The sequence below is a fragment of the Shewanella sp. SACH genome (genome assembly GCF_001887095.2).
In the GTDB taxonomy this organism is placed as follows: Bacteria; Pseudomonadota; Gammaproteobacteria; order Enterobacterales; family Shewanellaceae; genus Shewanella; species Shewanella baltica.
Genome location: NZ_MPDG02000010.1, coordinates 50,393 through 67,539, shown reverse-complemented (window position 1 = coordinate 67,539; position 17,147 = coordinate 50,393). Strand labels below are relative to the sequence as shown.

Genomic DNA, 17,147 nt, shown 5'->3' with positions numbered 1-17,147 from the left:
AAGTCGCTGCCGGAGGCGCCGGTGTCATCGGTAATGCTGGTGATCGCCACGGTGTTGCCGTCGCCATCTTGGTCAATTTGGGTGTCTACATTGCCATTATCAGTGGCTTTACCTGTATTACCAGCAGGATCTGTCACTGTTGCTACAGCGGTATAATCACCTTCAGCCAGAGGGGTTGTGACGTCCACTGCGTAGGTGCCATCTGCATTAACAGTCGTTGTTAATGTCTGTTCTGCACCTGTGCTATCTGTGACAACAATCGTAATTGTGCTACCTGGCGTTGCATCTGACGAACCAGTAATAGTAGGGGTGGTATCTTGTGTATTATCGGGTGCATCAACAGTGATGTTAGGTGCTGTGATATCCACGTTACCGTTATCGGTGGCTGTGCCAGTATTACCTGCAGGATCTGTAACTGTCGCTGTTGCTGTAATAGGGCCTTCGGCGACAGGATTAGTAACATCCACGGTATAAGTACCGTCAGGGTTAACCGTGGTGGTTAGCGTCTGCTCAGTACCTGTGCTGTCGGTGACAACAATCGTTATAGTGCTACCTGGAGGGGCATCTGTAGTGCCCGTGATTGTCGGGGTCGTATCATTGGTTGCATCGGGAACATCGACGGTAATATTTGGTGCTGTGTTATCAACATTGCCATTATCTGTGGCTTCACCTGTATTGCCTGCTGGATCTGTCACTGTTGCTACAGCGGTATAGCCGCCTTCAGCGAGTGGGTTAGTGACATCTACGGAATAGGTGCCATCAGGGTTTACTGTGGTGGTAAGAGTTTGCTCTGCACCTGTGCTATCGGTGACAATAATCGTAATAGTGCTACCTGGCGGTGCATCAGTCGAACCTGTGATTGTTGGTGTCGTATCTTGGGTATCATCAGGTGCATCAACAGTAATTGTTGGCGCAGTCGTATCGAGTAGTGCTGAATCACTGCCTTCAGGAGATGTGTTACTGGCACTGTCTGTGATCGTCGCTACAACTGTAATCGTTTCGCCTTCACCGGGAGCCGGAAGGTTGAGATTCACAAAGCCATTGTTGATATCTTCCTGTGTCAATGTGTAGTCAACACCATTAACAGTCAGCGTATCGCCAACATTTGCACCTGTGCCATCTAAGCCAATAGTGACATTGACTTCAGTATTGCCAGCTAGCTCTTCGTTACTGATAAAACCATCATTGTTTGTATCTGTATTGATAGTGACACTAGGTCCCCCATCGGCGACTGGTGTGATATTGATGGTTAATATTGCTGAAGAGCCAGTATTGGTTGTGTAAGTAATGGTGGGTACTTGGCCATTCCAGTTTTCATTTGGCGTGAAGGTATATGAGCCATCGGCGTTCAAGATTAAAGTGCCGCCTTCGAGCGTGACTTCGGTACCTGCTACGTAGGTCGTACCGCCGACTTCAAAACTCACAACACTTAAGGTTGAGTCTACATCGCTGTCATTATCAAGTACGTTGCCTGTAGCAGCTGTATCTTCATCTACTGTATTTGAATCGTTGACCAGAACAGATACATCATCTACAGGCGATATATTGATGGTTAAGGTCGCGCTTGCACCCGTGTTGGTGGTGTAAGTAATAACAGGAACTTGGCCATTCCAGTTTTCATTGGGCGTAAAGGTATATGAGCCATCGGCGTTCAAGATTAAAGTGCCGCCTTCGAGCGTGACTTCAGTTCCTGCTGTATAAGTGGTACCGCCGACTTCGAAACTCACAACACTTAAGGTTGAGTCCACATCACTGTCATTATCAAGTACGTTGCCTGTAGCAGCTGTATCTTCATCGACTGTATTTGAATCGTTGGCCAGAACAGATGGATCATCTATAGGCGAGATATTAATGGTAAGAGTTGCGCTTGCACCCGTGTTAGTGGTGTAAGTAATAACAGGAACTTGGCCATTCCAGTTTTCATTGGGTGTAAAGGTATATGAGCCATCGGCGTTTAACACTAAAGTGCCGCCTTCAAGCGTGACTTCGGTACCTGCTGCGTAAGTGGTACCGCCGACTTCGAAACTCACAACACTTAAGCTTGAGTCTACATCGCTGTCATTATCGAGCACATTGCCAGTGGCAATGTTATCTTCATCGGTCGTATTGCTGTCATTGGCGAGTGCCGAAGGAGAATCTGCAGCAATGGTCAGTTGTGGATCATTGACCGTTGTGCCTGTCAGTGCTTGACCAGTGGTTGAGTATCCTGATGTGGCTAAGACTTCACTACCACTGCGAGCGAGAGTGACATAGCCAGAGTTACCATCACGGCCTGGAGTGTTCCCTGCTGCGGTTTCTGGAAGGTTCTGAGTTGGGTCTTCACCAGAGGCAATTAGATCTTGTAATGCTTGGATTTCATCTAAGGCAGCCGCGTCAGTGGCGTTGGTGGCTACTGCTGATTCGTTGGGAGCAACTTCGTTCGATAGCTTCGTGCCATCGTCGAAGGTGATCTCATAGGTCGCGTTTTCGTCAATATGGAGCACAGCACCTTTTGGGAGTTGTTCGCCATCCTTAGCGGGTTGATTTGAACCATCAACTTCGACATTGATTTGCCCTTTTACTAACTTAAGCAAACCTTTCTTTGATGTAATTACCGATCCCATAGTGAGCTCCCAACAGCCAAAGTGTGTTAATTCCACAGACGCACAAATCCAACATATGTGCTGGGTTGTGATACAAGTGGTCGAATTTTAGCTAACAAAGTGTCACAAGTCAATTTTTTGACACATCTGTATTGCTTGTTCTGACTGGGGTTTGCGAGATGTTGGATATAAAAAAGACAGGATTCAGATGTGTAACTAGATGTAGTAGATATATTTATAAAAAGGGCTGCATTTAGTATTTTTCAACTTTGTAGTTAAGTATATTTATAACAAATTAATTAGGATTGGAAGGTTAATTTTTTATGAAAACGACACAAACCGACCTAGTGAGTCTCGTTTTTGAGTTCGAATGAAGCAAGAACCTTCGTGAGTGGTAAACGCCGTGACTCACAACAGTGCAAATCACGGCGTTATCTTTATTGATGTCGTAGAGCTATAAGTTAACTGCTTGGCGATAGCTTTGATTGGCGTTACCTTGTTCGCCTAACTGTTCTTGAATCCGTGCGAGCGCCAGCCATGAGGTTTTTGTTGGTTCGAGTCGGCAAACATTCTGCAAGCAGCTTCTGGCTTCTTTCATATCCCGCGTTTGCTGATAAAGCTTAGCCAAACACATCTGGTAGTCAGCATTATTCTCATGGGTGACTTCATGCTTGAGTAACTGTTTACGGATCTCTGTGTCTTGGGCTGTCGCGATTTCAGGAATTGCATGTAAAAGTGCTGACTCGGGAGAGGTTCGTAATTTTTTCGAGAGTAGTTTCAGCGCTTGGTCTTTACGATTAAAGCGGCATAAACCCATGGCATAAATCGCCAGAAACTCAGATTGATTGCGTTCACTGCGAGATAACCATTGCCAGCATTGCTCTAAGGCTTCTTCACCTTTGATGGCTGCGGCTTTGAGTAACGCGCAATTTGTGGCGATATTGAGCTCATTCAGCTGAGCATCATCGAGGATCTGACGCTTCTTCAAAATAGGTATTAACAGCTTGAGTGCATCCCAATCCTCTTGGGTTCGGTATAACTCAAGGGCGAGTTTGAGTACTGGCGCTTTACTCTTGCTCGTCGGTGCTAATTTATCCAGCTCGGTGCGGGCTAGGGCTAATTCCCCTTGCTTTAAAAGGTATCGAGTGCGAGTGGTTGCGACGGCATTCGCGGCAAGAGGTTGCGCTGCAGCGCGATCAAGATATTGATCTCGCTCGGCTATTTTTTGTTGATACTGAGCGGCACGGGCCGCTGCAAGTAAATTAAGTGCTGGGAGCTCACCGTTGTCAGCACCCTTTATCATGGCGCGTTCAGCTGCTGGCCAATCTTCTTCAGCCAGAGCCAGTGCACCCATTAAGGTATGTTTTTTAGCCGAGCGGCGGCGCCAGTGATGGGGAATAAAACGACTGCGCAGCATCAGATTGATGGCGCTAATCACTAGCCATTCGAGTACTTGGAATACGGCATAAAATACAATTAACGCAATGATCCCAAAGACTAAGCTGGTCTCAATCTGGTAGTCACCGGCAGCGATATAGACATAACCTGTATTACCAACCAACCAAGGGCTGATACAGAGCCCTATTAGCACTATCCCTAAGAAAATTAATATCTTGATCATAGTGGCGTATCCTCTGATGAGGTCAGCTCGCCATAACTAGTCAGCTGTAATAACAGAGGTTTAGCCGCAAAGGATTTCAGGGTAATAGGATCAAGTTCTAAGGTCGCTAATTTATCGATTTCGGCGATGGCCTCAGCTGTCTTGTGATCTTGCGTATCAAAATAGGTTTGGAGCCATTTGCGCGCCATCATCAATGATTGGTGATAAGCCGCTCTGTCATAGCGATATAACGCAAGTTGCGATTGCAGCAGTTTATGGCGAATGTTCTCCACCAGATACCATTGCTGTTCTGGTGCGAGTAAAGCGGGCGCATCGGCGGTTTTGTGGCGTATGGTAATAAAGTCTTGGGTTAACGCTTTCCACGTTTTACCCAGATTGCTCTGCCAATCATTCAAATCCCCAGTAATCGTTGTATCTTCTGGCGCATCGGTTTCTGCGTCGGTGCGATTCAGTGGCAGTTTATCGAGTTGTTCAATTAAGGCATCGAGCGCCAATACGTTGCCATCAATATCTGTGGTTTTAATGCTGGCCGTGGCGGCGATGTCTTTTGCTAATGCCTTACGAATAGGCAGTAACGCCGGATTGTTCATGGCGGCGATGGTTTCATCCGCCGACTTTAATAGATCGGTGGCGGTGCGGGGATCTTTCTCTAACCAAAGTTTACGGCCCGCCATATTCACGAGATATTCGGCTTCAGAGGCCATCCAATGCGTTGGGCTGCGCTGGGCCAGTTTATTGACCCTGTCCTGCAGTTGATTTTGGTCTTCTGCCAATTTTGTTAATTCTTGATAAGTCTTAGCATCATTCAGTTGTTGCTGTTCAAGCTGGCCAATACGTTGATTTGGCTGCAACAGCGCTTGCTGTAATTGGTCCTGGAGGGCGATATTTTTCGCATCCTGCGCCAGTAGTTGCTGTTGCATTTGTTGGTACAGCATAAAACCGCCGCCAAGGGTGCAAGCGGTTAAACCTAGCGCTAATAAAACCCCAAAGCGAATCGCCCACGAGCTTCTACTGGATGCTGGCGTTTGGCTCGGTGCGGTTGAAGGGGTGGCTTTGGCTGTTTGGGATTCGTTGGATGACGCTGATGTTGCGGGCGTATCATCGGTTGTTTCCGGTGACACAATAATAGCGGTAGCCTCTGATTCTGGGCTCTTTGCGTCGTGCTTGTTGTTATCCATTTAACAGTCCTTGAAAACATGCTACTGCCGAAATTCGAGTAAAATCGGGCTAAATAGCGCTTAGAGTTTAAGGGCGTTTAGCACGGCTTTGCTGTTGGCGGCATTGGCATTGGTGACTTGGGTTATACCAAAGGCGTGAGCTTGAGCTTCTACTCGGTTACTTGGGACTATGATATGACATGAGCGCAGCCATGCAAATAACTCTTTTGGCACTAAATTAATCAGGTTATCCAGTACTTCACCGCTGGTCACCACAATAGTGTCTATCCCGAAGGCTTGCCATTGCAGAGCTAACTGTTGACCATCGAGTGGCGGGCAAGCTCGTTGATACACTTCCCAATAGCGCAAATGTGCACCGCGCGCAGCCAGTTGTTCGGCTAAGGCTTCGCGGCCACCGACGCCACGTATAATAGTAATCTGCTGACCTTTAATCTCTTGCAGCGGCGCGAGCGTGAGTAGCCCTTCGGTCTGCTGACAGTCATCAGGGGCTTCTAGGGCCGAAATACCGAGCTGGTTTAATGCGTCCCAAGTCGCATGCCCTACCGCGAAGTACTGAGCTGGAGGCCAAGCTTTGGTGTGTGGATTCGCAGCTGTTAAGGCGTTATCCGCAAAAGTCACAGCATTGGCGCTGATGCAGATAACCATATCGGCGTGTGCTAAAGGATGCGGGGTATTCGTTGCGATAGCGGGCGTTGCTTCGACACACAGCAGAGGTGTGACCCAGTAAGCAATGCCTCGTTCATTCAAGGCATCGACCATGGACTGATTGCGCCCCTCGGGGCGCGTCAGTAAGACTTTCATTGACTTAGGCTTTAGCGTAAACGGCGTCGAGAATGCTTTTGGCACCTTTGCTGAGTAACTCTTCAGCAAGGGCAACACCTAATTGCGTGGCTTCGGTTTTTGGACCTGTGATCACGCCTTCGATGATTTCACTGCCATCTGGGTTACCAACTAGGCCGCGTAGCGTCATCTCGTCACCATTGATTTCAGCAAATGCGCCAATCGGCACTTGGCATCCACCTTCAAGGCGAGTGTTCATCGCGCGCTCGGCCAGAACACGGTAGCGAGTTTCTAAATGCTCTAATGGCGCCAGTAGCGCTTTAACACGTTCGTCGTTGATGCGACATTCGATACCCACAGCGCCTTGGCCGTTGGCGGGTAAGGATTCTTCGGCAGAAATAAAGCTGGCAATACGCTCAGACAATTTCAGACGGATTAAGCCAGCAGCGGCAAGAATAATGGCATCGTATTCGCCGTTATCAAGCTTAGCTAAACGAGTTCCAACGTTACCGCGTAAATCTTTGATGATGAGGTCGGGACGTGATGCACGTATCTGACATTGACGACGTAGGCTCGAGGTGCCCACAGTTGCGCCTAATGGTAATTCGCTGATCGATTTATATAAATTCGATACAAAGGCATCGCGGGGATCTTCGCGCTCGCAAATAACTTCAAGGCCCAAGCCTTCAGGGAAGTCGACTGGCACGTCTTTCATTGAGTGCACTGCGATATCGGCAAGATCGTCTAACATAGCGACTTCAAGCTCTTTGACGAACAAACCTTTACCGCCTACTTTGGCTAGCGGCGTATCTAAGATAACGTCGCCTTTAGTGCTCATTGGCAGCAATTCCACCACAATACCTGGGTGAATGCGTTCTAATTCGGCTTTAACAAATTCAGCTTGCCACATGGCTAGCGGACTCTTGCGGGTTGCGATACGTATGCGGTTCTCAGACATGCCTAGTTTCCATCAAAGATCTTAGTTGCGCCAATGCTAACATTGGCAAATCGTTTATGTAAGGAAGCCGTATCGATTCTTTGAAGTCGGCGATGTTCTACATAGCGTGAAAGTGTGATGCGCTTCACATATAGTTGCTCGTGTTTGCAAAAGTGTTAACATGAGCACACTTCTCATAAGTGTCTAAGTGTTGTGTTTTTGAATGGATCGGCAAATACAGTTTCCTGATATAGCTGAACGACTTAATAAGGTCCGCATTGCGCGCGCCTTGGCTTTGCTATCGCCGCTGCAAAAACACTTATTCCATTTGATCCCCTTTTTAATCCACCAGAACAGCGTTCAGTATCCCGGCTATCATGCCGCTAATACGCCCTGCGGAATTAATGAGTATCAGCTTAGCGAAATTGAATCCCAAGCCTGCGATGTTTTCTCGCTACCCTTTATTAATCAAGAAGCGGACATCAATGCCTTTGATGGCGTTTATGCCATGGGCAGTACTGGCAGCTTTGGCCAAAATACCAAGAGCGATGTCGATGTTTGGTTAGTGCATAGGGCAGATTTAAGCCTTGAAGAGTTAGCGCTGATCAGGATTAAAACCGATAGATTGACTGCATGGTTTGCCGAGTATCAGTTTGAGGTGAACTTTTACTTAGTCCACCCACAACAGTTTTGTGGTGATCAAACTCTGCGTGGTTGTCTGTCAACTATGGCCCATGAGCACAGTGGCAGCACCCAGCACTGGTTGTTACTGGAAGAGTTTTATCGCAGTCAAATTCGTCTGGCGGGTAAAGCCATTGCATGGTGGCCTGACGCTAAACTCAATCCTGCACTCTTGTTTTTAGGCGATGTGCATGAATTACCTGCGAGTGAGTACTTTGGTGCTTCCTTATGGCAGCTCTATAAAGGCTTAGAAAAGCCCCATAAGGCGCTGATTAAAGTATTGTTACTCGAGGCCTATGCCAGCGATTATCCCAATTCAACGGTGCTTTGTGATCGCCTCTGGCAGAAAACCTTAGCCGGTGATTTTTCGACGTCGAACGATGCTTATTACTCCATCTACGAGATTATCGAAACCTATTTGCTCAAGCAGAATGATACCCGTCGGCTTGAGATTGCACGGCGCTGCTTTTATCTAAAATGTGGCGTGCACTTGAGTCGCCCGCAAGAGGGCAAAGATTGGCGTTATCCTAAATTGCAAAAATTGGTGCAGGATTGGCAATGGCCCGACAGTTTGATCAGCACCTTAGACGATTGTGAACATTGGCACAGTGGCCAGCTCAATTGGTTTAACGAGCAGCTGAATGAACTCTTGTTGGCGAGCTATCAAACCTTGCTGCGCTTCGCATCGACTCATGAGCTCAATGAAGGCTTGCGGATTGAAGAGCTGGGCATGCTCACCCGTAAATTACACACCTATTTTAGCCAAGATGAAGATCAAATCGCTAAGCTGAATCTGCTGTGGAGTGCCTCGGTCGCCGAGTCCGACGTGACTATGGTGTCAAGCTCGCGCGAGCGACAATATTATCTTTATCGACAGGAGCCGCTTCCACAAAATTTGTTAGGTGAGTCGGCGATATGTAAGGGAAAAACCCCATCCGCCTTGATGATCTGGGCATGTCTAAACGGAATTTCGACACCTGAAACACAATGGCACGAATACGGTCAGAGTAAGGCAAAGTCGAAACGGCTTACCGAAGCGTCTAAGCGGTTACTGAATTTTATCGACCACGAATGGCGCGTGTCGAAACGGGACTTATGCCAGCCATGGCATTTTCGTAAGTTGATTTTTGTGCTTAATCTGGATTGCGATCCCACCATTGAATGGGGCGGACAGGAAATGATGGTCGATGTGATGAATGCTAACGTGTTCTCACTCGGGCGTAAAAAAGCCAATATGCTTGGCGCCTTAGATGCCATTTGTTTGAATAGTTGGGGTGAATGGCAGTGTCATCGCTTCGAAGGCGATACTGCGGTATTACAAGCATTAGCCTTTGTGACGCCAGGACTCCGGCGGGCCAGCTTACCCGTGGACATGGATGTGATCAGTTGCTCGCAAAAGTTACGGCCACAGCTCAAGTTAGCGGTGAAAAATCTACTTAAGCAAACCATGCGTTTGTGCCAAAAAGTGCAGCAATCCAGCACCTTAGTGCAGCCGCTGCAGATAAGGCATACCCGCTATGGGATCTTTTTTAATCCCTTAGGCATGGCCTACCAGGATTTGAGCGATGCTAAGTCTTTTTATCAGCAGTTATCCCGCAGTCATCTTGTATTGCTGCCGCGGCCTGAATTGGGTGACGATCCCTTTTCGAGTATGCCTAAAGTGGTGCAGAACTATGCGGCGAAAGGGGCGATTCAATATTTTCTACGCCAACGAGTCGATAATTTGGATGTATTTATTCTCGATGAGGAAAACCAATTGAGCCACTATGTGCAGCCGGGTTCTAACATGGCCGAGTTAGTGAATAAAGTCAGTCATCACTATGTGTTCGATGAGCATTATGCTTCACGGGCGCGATTCAATATTCCGCAGTTTTTCCATCTAGTACGAGTGGCGGGGGAGTTAACTGTGGCGCCGTTCGGCATAGATATGAGTGACCAAGACACTGAGTTTTAAGCTGGGTTTTGAACATAAATAATGGGAGCTAAGGCTCCCATTATCGTTTTGCACTATTATGGCTTGCGCTACGACTGGCTTAGATTAAAAGCTAAGCTTAATTCCGCCTTGGCGCTCGATAGACTCTTGCACGAATGGCATAAACTCGCCGCCATTACGTCCGTCCATCCATTTACCTTCAACAAAACCAAAATGATATCCACCAAAACGTGTGGCTACCCAAATCTCATGCAAAGGTTCTTGCTTGTTGATCACTATCTTAGAGCCATCAACAAATTCTAATTGCAATACGTTGCCACTGGCATCGATATCAACATCGGCATCTTGCTCATCAATCGCAGTTTCAATCGCATTTTCTATGGCTTGGAACATGTCATCGGCGAGCTGGTGAAATTCTGTATCTGTAATGGCCATGCATTTCTGTCCTTTGCTTTCGTCAAGATGGGTGCGATTATAAGGCCATTAGTCACCAGATGCACAGATGTTGAGAAAAATGAGACTGTTTTTATTGTTATTGCTTGGTAGCCTATTCATTACGGCATGCGGCCAGAAGGGCCCCCTCTATCGATCGCCCGCCACAGAGGTGAATCAACCTAAAAAGGTTGATGAAGCTAAAACTGTGCCTGAAGTGGAAGAGATTAAAACCGAAATTAGAGCCATCAAAGCACAAAAAACACAACAATAACAATAGCTATAACTAAAACGACCATCACTATCGCAGCGATAACGCGCAGTAAGGAACCAGACATTGGATCACTTTCTCTACCAACAAAATGCCCTGCACGCCGAAGGCTGCCAGGTTGCCGATTTAGCTCAAACCTATGGCACACCGCTGTATATCTATTCCCGCGCCACGTTAGAGCGCCATTGGCATGCCTTTAATAATGCCGTGGCTGATCATCCACATTTGATTTGTTACGCGGTTAAAGCCAATGCGAACTTGGCTGTACTGAATGTGCTGGCACGTTTAGGCAGTGGTTTTGATATCGTGTCGGGCGGTGAGTTAGCAAGAGTGATGGAAGCGGGCGGCGATCCCGCCAAAGTGGTGTTCTCTGGCGTGGGTAAAACTGCGGCTGAAATGGAACAGGCACTTAATCTGGGCATTTATTGCTTTAACGTTGAATCGAGCGCTGAGCTTGAGCTGTTAAATCTGGTCGCAGGTCGTTTAGGTAAAGTCGCGCCTGTGTCCCTGCGGATTAATCCCGATGTGGATGCGGGAACCCATCCCTATATTTCGACTGGCCTTAAAGAAAACAAATTCGGTATTGCTATGGATGAGGCTGAAATCGTTTTCGCCCGTGCCCATGCGTTGCCACATTTAAAAGTGAAAGGTGTCGATTGCCATATCGGCTCACAACTGACTGAAATCAAGCCATTCCTTGATGCGATGGATCGTATGCTCGCCTTGATCGACCGTTTGGCCGAGCAGGGTATCGTTATTGAGCATTTCGATGTGGGTGGCGGTTTAGGGGTGACCTATGATGCCGAAACGCCGCCACATCCTGATGTGTATGCTGCCGCCATATTGGCGCGTTTGGGCGACCGTCAACTGAAGCTTATCTTCGAGCCGGGCCGTGCGATTGCCGCCAATGCGGGGATTTTTGTTACTCAAGTGCTGTATCTTAAAGAAAACAGCGACAAACGTTTTGCGATTGTCGATGGTGCGATGAATGACTTGATTCGTCCCGCACTCTACAGTGCATGGCAAAATATTATCCCAGTCGTGCCAAGGGACTCAGAGGTCTATGAGTTTGATATTGTTGGCCCAGTGTGCGAAACCGGTGACTTTTTAGGTAAAAATCGCCAGCTCGCGTTAGCCGCGGGTGATTTACTGGCGGTGCGTTCGAGTGGTGCCTATGGTTTTGCTATGGCCTCTAACTACAACACTCGTCCTCGTGCAGCTGAAGTTATGGTGGATGGTGAGCAGGCTTTCTTAGTGCGTGAGCGAGAAAAATTGTCTCAGCTCTGGCAAGGTGAGCAACTCCTGCCGTAAACTAGAAAAATTATATTGATTCAGGCGCTTGGTTTCATACTTTATGAGCGGCGCCTCGGCTTAAAGGATAAGTATCTTGATCCAATTCACTAAGATGCACGGACTGGGCAACGATTTTATGGTGGTCGATGGGGTCACGCAGAACGTGTTCTTTTCGCCTGAGCAGATCCGCCGTTTAGCCGACCGTAACTTTGGCATAGGTTTCGACCAACTACTCTTAGTTGAGCCGCCCTATGATCCCGATTTAGATTTTCATTATCGCATCTTCAATGCCGATGGCACTGAAGTCGAACAATGCGGCAATGGCGCCCGCTGTTTCGCCCGTTTTGTGCGTAATAAAGGCCTGACAAATAAGAGCAAAATCCGTGTTAGTACTTCGTCCGGCAAGATGACTCTGCGCTTAGAGCGAGACGGTACAGTTACCGTGAATATGGGCGTGCCGGTCCTCGAACCGAGCCAGATCCCCTTCAAAGCTAAGAAACCTGAAAAAACTTATCTACTGCAAACACCAATGCAAACCTTTTTATGTGGCGCGGCTTCTATGGGTAATCCCCATTGCGTGCTCGACGTTGAAGATGTGGCGAGTGCTTCTGTTGCTGAAATTGGTGCCATGCTCACTAAGCATGAGCGTTTTCCGCGCGGTGTGAATGTGGGATTTATGCAGGTCGTAGACTCCGGCCACATTAAGCTGCGGGTGTATGAGCGCGGCGCGGCCGAAACCTTGGCCTGTGGTACCGGCGCATGTGCAGCTGTAGTTGTAGGCCAAGTGCAAGGGAAGCTCGGCCAGCAAGTGCGGGTGGATTTACCCGGCGGCACCTTAACCATCAACTGGGAAGGCGAGGGTAAACCTTTGTGGATGACGGGCCCCGCGCAGCACGTTTACGATGGACAAATTCAGTTATGACAGAGCCCTTGATGCCGCAGACGGATGTGCCTTTCGATGAGTTGATTATTCGCGAATATCTGCTGGATAATCCTGACTTTTTTAATCGCTATCCCGAGCTGCTGCTGGCAATGCGCTTGCCTCACATGGAACGCGGCGCCATCTCTTTGGTGGAACGTCGCCAAGAAATGCTGCGCCAGCGAGTGAGCCAGTTGGAAGAAGAAATCACCAGTCTGTTAACCATGGCGGCGCGTAACGAGAAGATTTACCAATTCAATACTGAGTTATCCTTCCAGCTATTAAATTGTGCCGATCTAGTGTCACTTAAAGAAGTGTTGGCCGACAGTTTAAAATTACAGTTTAATTTCAGTCATGTGCGTTTGATCAGCGTGCTCGATACCGATATGAAGGCAATATGGGATCAAAGGCTGCACAAAGGTCACTATTTTGGCCGACTCACGCAACAAGAGGCTAAACGCCTATTTGGTAGCGAAGTGGGGTCAGTGGCACTGACGAAATTGTCGGAAGACAACCCAGTCATTTTTGCTATTGCCAGCCAAGATGCCACCCATTTTCATCCTGATATGGATAACATGCTGCTGGAACAACTGCGGCGTTTGCTGGCGCACATGCTCGCTAAGCTGTAACGGCTGTCGAGCGATTGTGCTCACTCAAGGCTTAGCAAAACCCATGAGGAAACCGATATGAGTACGCAAACAGCCGAAGTGTCGGCGCTTAATACTCAATGGTTACAAACCTTTGAACGCTATCTGAGTACCGAGCGGCAGTTGTCGGCCCATACAGTACGTAATTACCTTTACGAGCTTAATCGCGGAAGCGATCTCTTGCCCGAAGGCGTGCATCTACTCAATGTGAGCCGCGAGCATTGGCAGCAAGTATTGTCTAAATTGCACCGCAAAGGCTTAAGCCCGAGATCGCTTTCTCTGTGTTTATCTGCGGTAAAACAATGGGGTGAATTTTTGCTGCGCGAAGGCGTGATTGAGCTTAATCCCGCCAAAGGCTTAAGTGCTCCCAAACAAGCCAAACCGCTGCCGAAGAATATCGATGTCGATGCCATCAGTCACTTGCTGGACATTGAAGGTACAGATCCCCTAAGCCTACGGGATAAAGCCATGATGGAGTTGTTTTATTCCAGTGGCTTACGTTTAGCGGAACTCGCCGCGCTCAATTTATCCAGTGTGCAATACGATTTGAAAGAAGTGCGAGTCTTAGGTAAAGGCAATAAGGAACGTATCGTCCCTGTCGGTCGTTTGGCGATTGCTGCTTTGCTGAATTGGCTCAATTGCCGAAAGCAGATCCCCTGTGAAGATAACGCCTTATTTGTGACCGAAAAGGGCAAGCGACTCTCCCATCGTAGTATTCAGGCGCGGATGGCTAAATGGGGGCAAGAGCAGGCATTATCGGTGCGCGTGCATCCACATAAACTGCGCCACTCCTTTGCCACTCACATGTTAGAAGCGAGCGCCGATCTGCGGGCGGTGCAAGAATTATTGGGCCATGCGAACCTAGCGACCACGCAAATTTATACCAGTTTGGATTTCCAACACTTAGCTAAGGTGTATGATAACGCCCATCCTAGAGCGAAAAAAACACAGGATAAATAATGCGTTGCTATCTTAGACCTCAAAATATTCAAGCGATCAGTTTCGATCTCGACGATACCCTGTACGATAATCTACCGCATATTTTAAATGCCGAAGCCGAGCTGGCGACGTTTCTGTTGCAGACTTATCCATTGTCGCAGGCGTGGCAAACCCATGATTGGCGCAGGCTAAAACTGCAACTGCTGCAGCAAAATCGCGAGCTCGCCCACGATACCAGCGCTGCCCGTTTGGCAACGCTTCGCCAAGGGCTAAGACAGCTAGGGTATTCGGCCGCTGAAGCCGAACGCGGCGCCGAGCAAGGATTGGCGTGTTTTTATTTTCATCGCAGTCATTTTCAAGTATCTGACGAAGTGCTCTTGTTACTCAAACGCCTATCGCAGCATTTTAGATTAATCGGCATCACCAATGGCAATGTGGATGCCGAGCGAATTGGTTTAGGCGATGCCTTCGAGTTTGTGTTGCATCCAGGCAATGGTGTGCATATGAAACCCGCCAAAGACATGTTCGAATTGGCCTGCTCGCGATTAAATATTGCACCGCAGCATTTACTGCATGTTGGCGACAGTATGAATGCCGACGTTCGTGGTGCGCGGTTGGCTGGGTGCCAGTCTGTGTGGTTGAATCCGAGTTTTGGCCGAGTCGATTCCTTACCTATTGCGGCCTTGTTACCCCATTTAGAAATTAATGCTCTCGATGCGTTAATCAAAGTGCTGGCTATCGACGTAAACTAACTCTGTGGGCAGCGTTGAATCTGCCTCTTTGCTAATCCAGAGTGATTGAGATCAAGGTTTGTTCCCAAAATTTGCACTAGAGTGAAGCCTAATATTACTGAAGTCACTGACTAAGGCTGTGTTATGGCGCGTATCGGGTTGTTATTACTGCTTACTTTATGTTGGATCGCGCCGGTATCGGCCCATGAGATCCATTCGGGTGGCGGTTTCATGTCGGGTTTTAATCATCCCGTTTTGGGATTTGATCACTTGCTGGCTATGTTGAGTGTGGGCATGTTGAGCACCCAGCTCGGTGGCCGCGCAATTTGGACTGTCCCCTTAGCATTTGTCACCTTTATGTTAGTGGGCGGGATTTTAGGCTTATACGCCATTGCCGTTCCCTTCGTTGAAATCGGCATTGCCCTCTCGGTATTGTTACTCGGCCTCGCCATCGCTTTTGATCGTCAAATTCCACTGTTATTCGCCATGGCATTTGTTGGCATATTTGCGATTTTCCACGGACATGCCCACGGCGCCGAAATGCCAGCATTGGCAAGCCCGGTTTTGTATGCCCTAGGATTTTTATTTGGCACTGCGGTCATCCATTTAGGCGGCGTAATGATAGGCCTTGGAATGCAGCGGATGACAGGACAACGCAACTTAATGCGTGTCACGGGCGCAGCGATTGCGGCCATGGGCGGTTATTTATTAGCAGGATTTTGACGTAATAGCATGCCGAATTAACGCGCCTTGAGTTGCTTCATGCAAAGATGGGCGCGGCGTAACAGTAGATTGACCTGCCGACGGCTCGCATGCATGTCGGCATCTCCCACCCTAAAATAACTCCCAGTGTAAGGATCGCCGCCGACATAAATAGGTTTGAGCTGCTCTGGCGCCAGCGGTACACGGATGCGAATCAGCTTTTTATTCATAATTTCAATAATCTGCACATCTGAGATCGCCAAAATATTATGGCTAGTACGGCTAGGATTATCGAGTATCTCCCAAAACGCTTGTAAAACAGGAAGCGGATTGGGAATGCCTTCAATGCTGAAATGGCCACGTTCTTCGCGCACCCCTAGGATGATCTCGCCACCCAAAGTGTTGGCAAAGGAGCTATAAGTAGCCCAAATATCTTCGGGTAATTGACCTTGGCCGTCGCGGCCACCTGCGAGTTTAAACTCTACTTGGGCCGATTCGTGTAAGTCGGCAATATCATCGAGTGCAAATGATTGAAATGTCATGGCAGCTTATCCGTCAGCGACACATGACTTGTTGTAGCACGTCAACAATTGAAAGGCCAGACTTAGGTCCGGCCTCAAGATTCTGCGGATGACCGTAATTCAGGGGCATCACAACAGCAACATTCAATCGATTATTGAGCGAGATCTAATGCCTTAGGAAATAGAATATTGTTTTCTAAGTGAATATGCTGATGTAAGTCGGCCTCAAACTCCGCTAGCGTGGCATAACACACACGCCACGTAGTGCAAGCATGTTCCGGTGGCGTGAAGTCGTTCGTGAGCTCGCGTAATTTTTGCAAAATCAAACCGACTTCTTCATGTTCGTTCTGCATCGCATTGATGGGATTACCCATATGACCAAAGCAAGTTTCAACCTGCTCTGCTTGACTCAAACCGCGGATCGCCGGAAACAGTATTTTCTCTTCCTTCATTAAATGCGGCATCAGGTCTTCAACTAAAGCACGTATCCAACCCGCAAAGGGAATAATTTCGGCATAGTGCTCACCATGGGCGCGCACCATTTTCTCGGAATATTCGACCAACAACGGGGCTTTTTCGCGCACGTATTGATGGTGTGTCGACTCGATATAGTCGACAAGTTGATCTAAGGGTAATTGATTCAACTCATCTTCTTTGCTGCCGGTCAGTGTGACGGCATTCAGCGCAGCAACCACTTTTGCGGGATCTATGTCTGCGCGTTCACAGGCAACCGCCAGCGGTTTACCGCCGCCACAACAAAAATCGATACCAAATTGGCTAAACACATGGGCACGGCGAAAATCTTCGGCAACTAACTCACCGACTTTTCGTGCTAGCCAGTGGCTATCTTGAGCGCTCTCACTGAGCTCTGAACCTTGACTAAGTTGTGCATCATGGCGAGGTTGAGAACTCACTCCATGGACAGAGGCTTGTGCATCTTGCGGGATAGAAGTAGCAGACATGAATAGCTCCAAAGCAGC

16 protein-coding genes are annotated in these 17,147 nt (G+C 48.2%); 8 read left to right on the top strand and 8 right to left on the bottom strand.

Annotated features, from left to right (window positions below; genetic code table 11):
* The 5 genes from BM607_RS20995 to hemC form a co-directional block, all read right to left on the bottom strand.
* A partial coding sequence (locus BM607_RS20995; protein WP_140393437.1) for a retention module-containing protein occupies nt 1-2,603 on the bottom strand: 2,603 nt, incomplete at its 3' end.
* Between the two features lie 433 nt (nt 2,604-3,036).
* Nucleotides 3,037-4,203: a heme biosynthesis HemY N-terminal domain-containing protein gene (locus BM607_RS20990; RefSeq protein ID WP_071940697.1), complete on the bottom strand. Its 1,167-nt coding sequence runs from the start codon at nt 4,201-4,203 to the stop codon at nt 3,037-3,039.
* Nucleotides 4,200-5,381: a uroporphyrinogen-III C-methyltransferase gene (locus BM607_RS20985; protein ID WP_071940696.1), complete on the bottom strand. Its 1,182-nt coding sequence runs from the start codon at nt 5,379-5,381 to the stop codon at nt 4,200-4,202. Before BM607_RS20985 ends, BM607_RS20990 begins: the two co-directional genes overlap by 4 nt.
* A 60-nt stretch (nt 5,382-5,441) precedes the next feature.
* Nucleotides 5,442-6,182 carry a uroporphyrinogen-III synthase gene (locus BM607_RS20980; RefSeq protein WP_071940695.1) on the bottom strand — a complete coding sequence of 247 codons (741 nt, stop codon included), beginning with the start codon at nt 6,180-6,182 and terminating at the stop codon, nt 5,442-5,444.
* A 4-nt stretch (nt 6,183-6,186) separates the two neighbouring features.
* On the bottom strand, nt 6,187-7,119 hold the full coding sequence (gene hemC, locus BM607_RS20975) for a hydroxymethylbilane synthase (protein WP_071940694.1): 933 nt from the start codon (nt 7,117-7,119) through the stop codon (nt 6,187-6,189).
* 202 nt (nt 7,120-7,321) lie between these two features.
* Between hemC and BM607_RS20970 the strand changes: the two genes are divergently transcribed.
* Complete coding sequence (locus tag BM607_RS20970; RefSeq protein WP_071940693.1) at nt 7,322-9,733, top strand: class I adenylate cyclase; 2,412 nt, start codon at nt 7,322-7,324, stop codon at nt 9,731-9,733.
* A gap of 84 nt (nt 9,734-9,817) precedes the next feature.
* Here the strand turns inward: BM607_RS20970 and cyaY are convergent, their stop codons facing one another.
* Nucleotides 9,818-10,147 (bottom strand): iron donor protein CyaY, encoded by a 330-nt coding sequence (gene cyaY, locus BM607_RS20965; RefSeq protein ID WP_006083426.1) that lies wholly within the window; start codon nt 10,145-10,147, stop codon nt 9,818-9,820.
* 79 nt (nt 10,148-10,226) lie between these two features.
* Between cyaY and BM607_RS20960 the strand changes: the two genes are divergently transcribed.
* From BM607_RS20960 to BM607_RS20930, 7 genes are all read left to right on the top strand, one after another.
* Nucleotides 10,227-10,418 (top strand): lipoprotein, encoded by a 192-nt coding sequence (locus tag BM607_RS20960; protein WP_071940692.1) that lies wholly within the window; start codon nt 10,227-10,229, stop codon nt 10,416-10,418.
* A 63-nt stretch (nt 10,419-10,481) separates the two neighbouring features.
* On the top strand, nt 10,482-11,726 hold the full coding sequence (gene lysA, locus BM607_RS20955; protein ID WP_071940691.1) for a diaminopimelate decarboxylase: 1,245 nt from the start codon (nt 10,482-10,484) through the stop codon (nt 11,724-11,726).
* A gap of 76 nt (nt 11,727-11,802) precedes the next feature.
* On the top strand, nt 11,803-12,630 hold the full coding sequence (gene dapF / locus BM607_RS20950) for a diaminopimelate epimerase (protein ID WP_071940690.1): 828 nt from the start codon (nt 11,803-11,805) through the stop codon (nt 12,628-12,630).
* Nucleotides 12,627-13,256 carry a DUF484 family protein gene (locus BM607_RS20945; protein ID WP_011848049.1) on the top strand — a complete coding sequence of 210 codons (630 nt, stop codon included), beginning with the start codon at nt 12,627-12,629 and terminating at the stop codon, nt 13,254-13,256. Before dapF ends, BM607_RS20945 begins: the two co-directional genes overlap by 4 nt.
* 57 nt (nt 13,257-13,313) lie before the next feature.
* The gene (gene xerC / locus BM607_RS20940; RefSeq protein ID WP_012588729.1) at nt 13,314-14,234 is read left to right on the top strand and encodes a tyrosine recombinase XerC; all 921 of its coding nucleotides are present in this window, start codon (nt 13,314-13,316) and stop codon (nt 14,232-14,234) included.
* The gene (locus BM607_RS20935) at nt 14,234-14,965 is read left to right on the top strand and encodes an HAD-IA family hydrolase (protein ID WP_071940689.1); all 732 of its coding nucleotides are present in this window, start codon (nt 14,234-14,236) and stop codon (nt 14,963-14,965) included. Before xerC ends, BM607_RS20935 begins: the two co-directional genes overlap by 1 nt.
* Nucleotides 14,966-15,088: 123 nt before the next feature.
* Complete coding sequence (locus BM607_RS20930; protein WP_011848047.1) at nt 15,089-15,667, top strand: HupE/UreJ family protein; 579 nt, start codon at nt 15,089-15,091, stop codon at nt 15,665-15,667.
* Nucleotides 15,668-15,684: 17 nt separating this feature from the next.
* Here the strand turns inward: BM607_RS20930 and BM607_RS20925 are convergent, their stop codons facing one another.
* Both BM607_RS20925 and ric read right to left on the bottom strand, forming a co-directional pair.
* Nucleotides 15,685-16,188 (bottom strand): ATP-binding protein, encoded by a 504-nt coding sequence (locus BM607_RS20925; RefSeq protein ID WP_071940688.1) that lies wholly within the window; start codon nt 16,186-16,188, stop codon nt 15,685-15,687.
* A 131-nt stretch (nt 16,189-16,319) separates the two neighbouring features.
* Nucleotides 16,320-17,129 carry an iron-sulfur cluster repair di-iron protein gene (gene ric / locus BM607_RS20920; protein ID WP_071940687.1) on the bottom strand — a complete coding sequence of 270 codons (810 nt, stop codon included), beginning with the start codon at nt 17,127-17,129 and terminating at the stop codon, nt 16,320-16,322.
* Nucleotides 17,130-17,147: the final 18 nt, after the last annotated feature.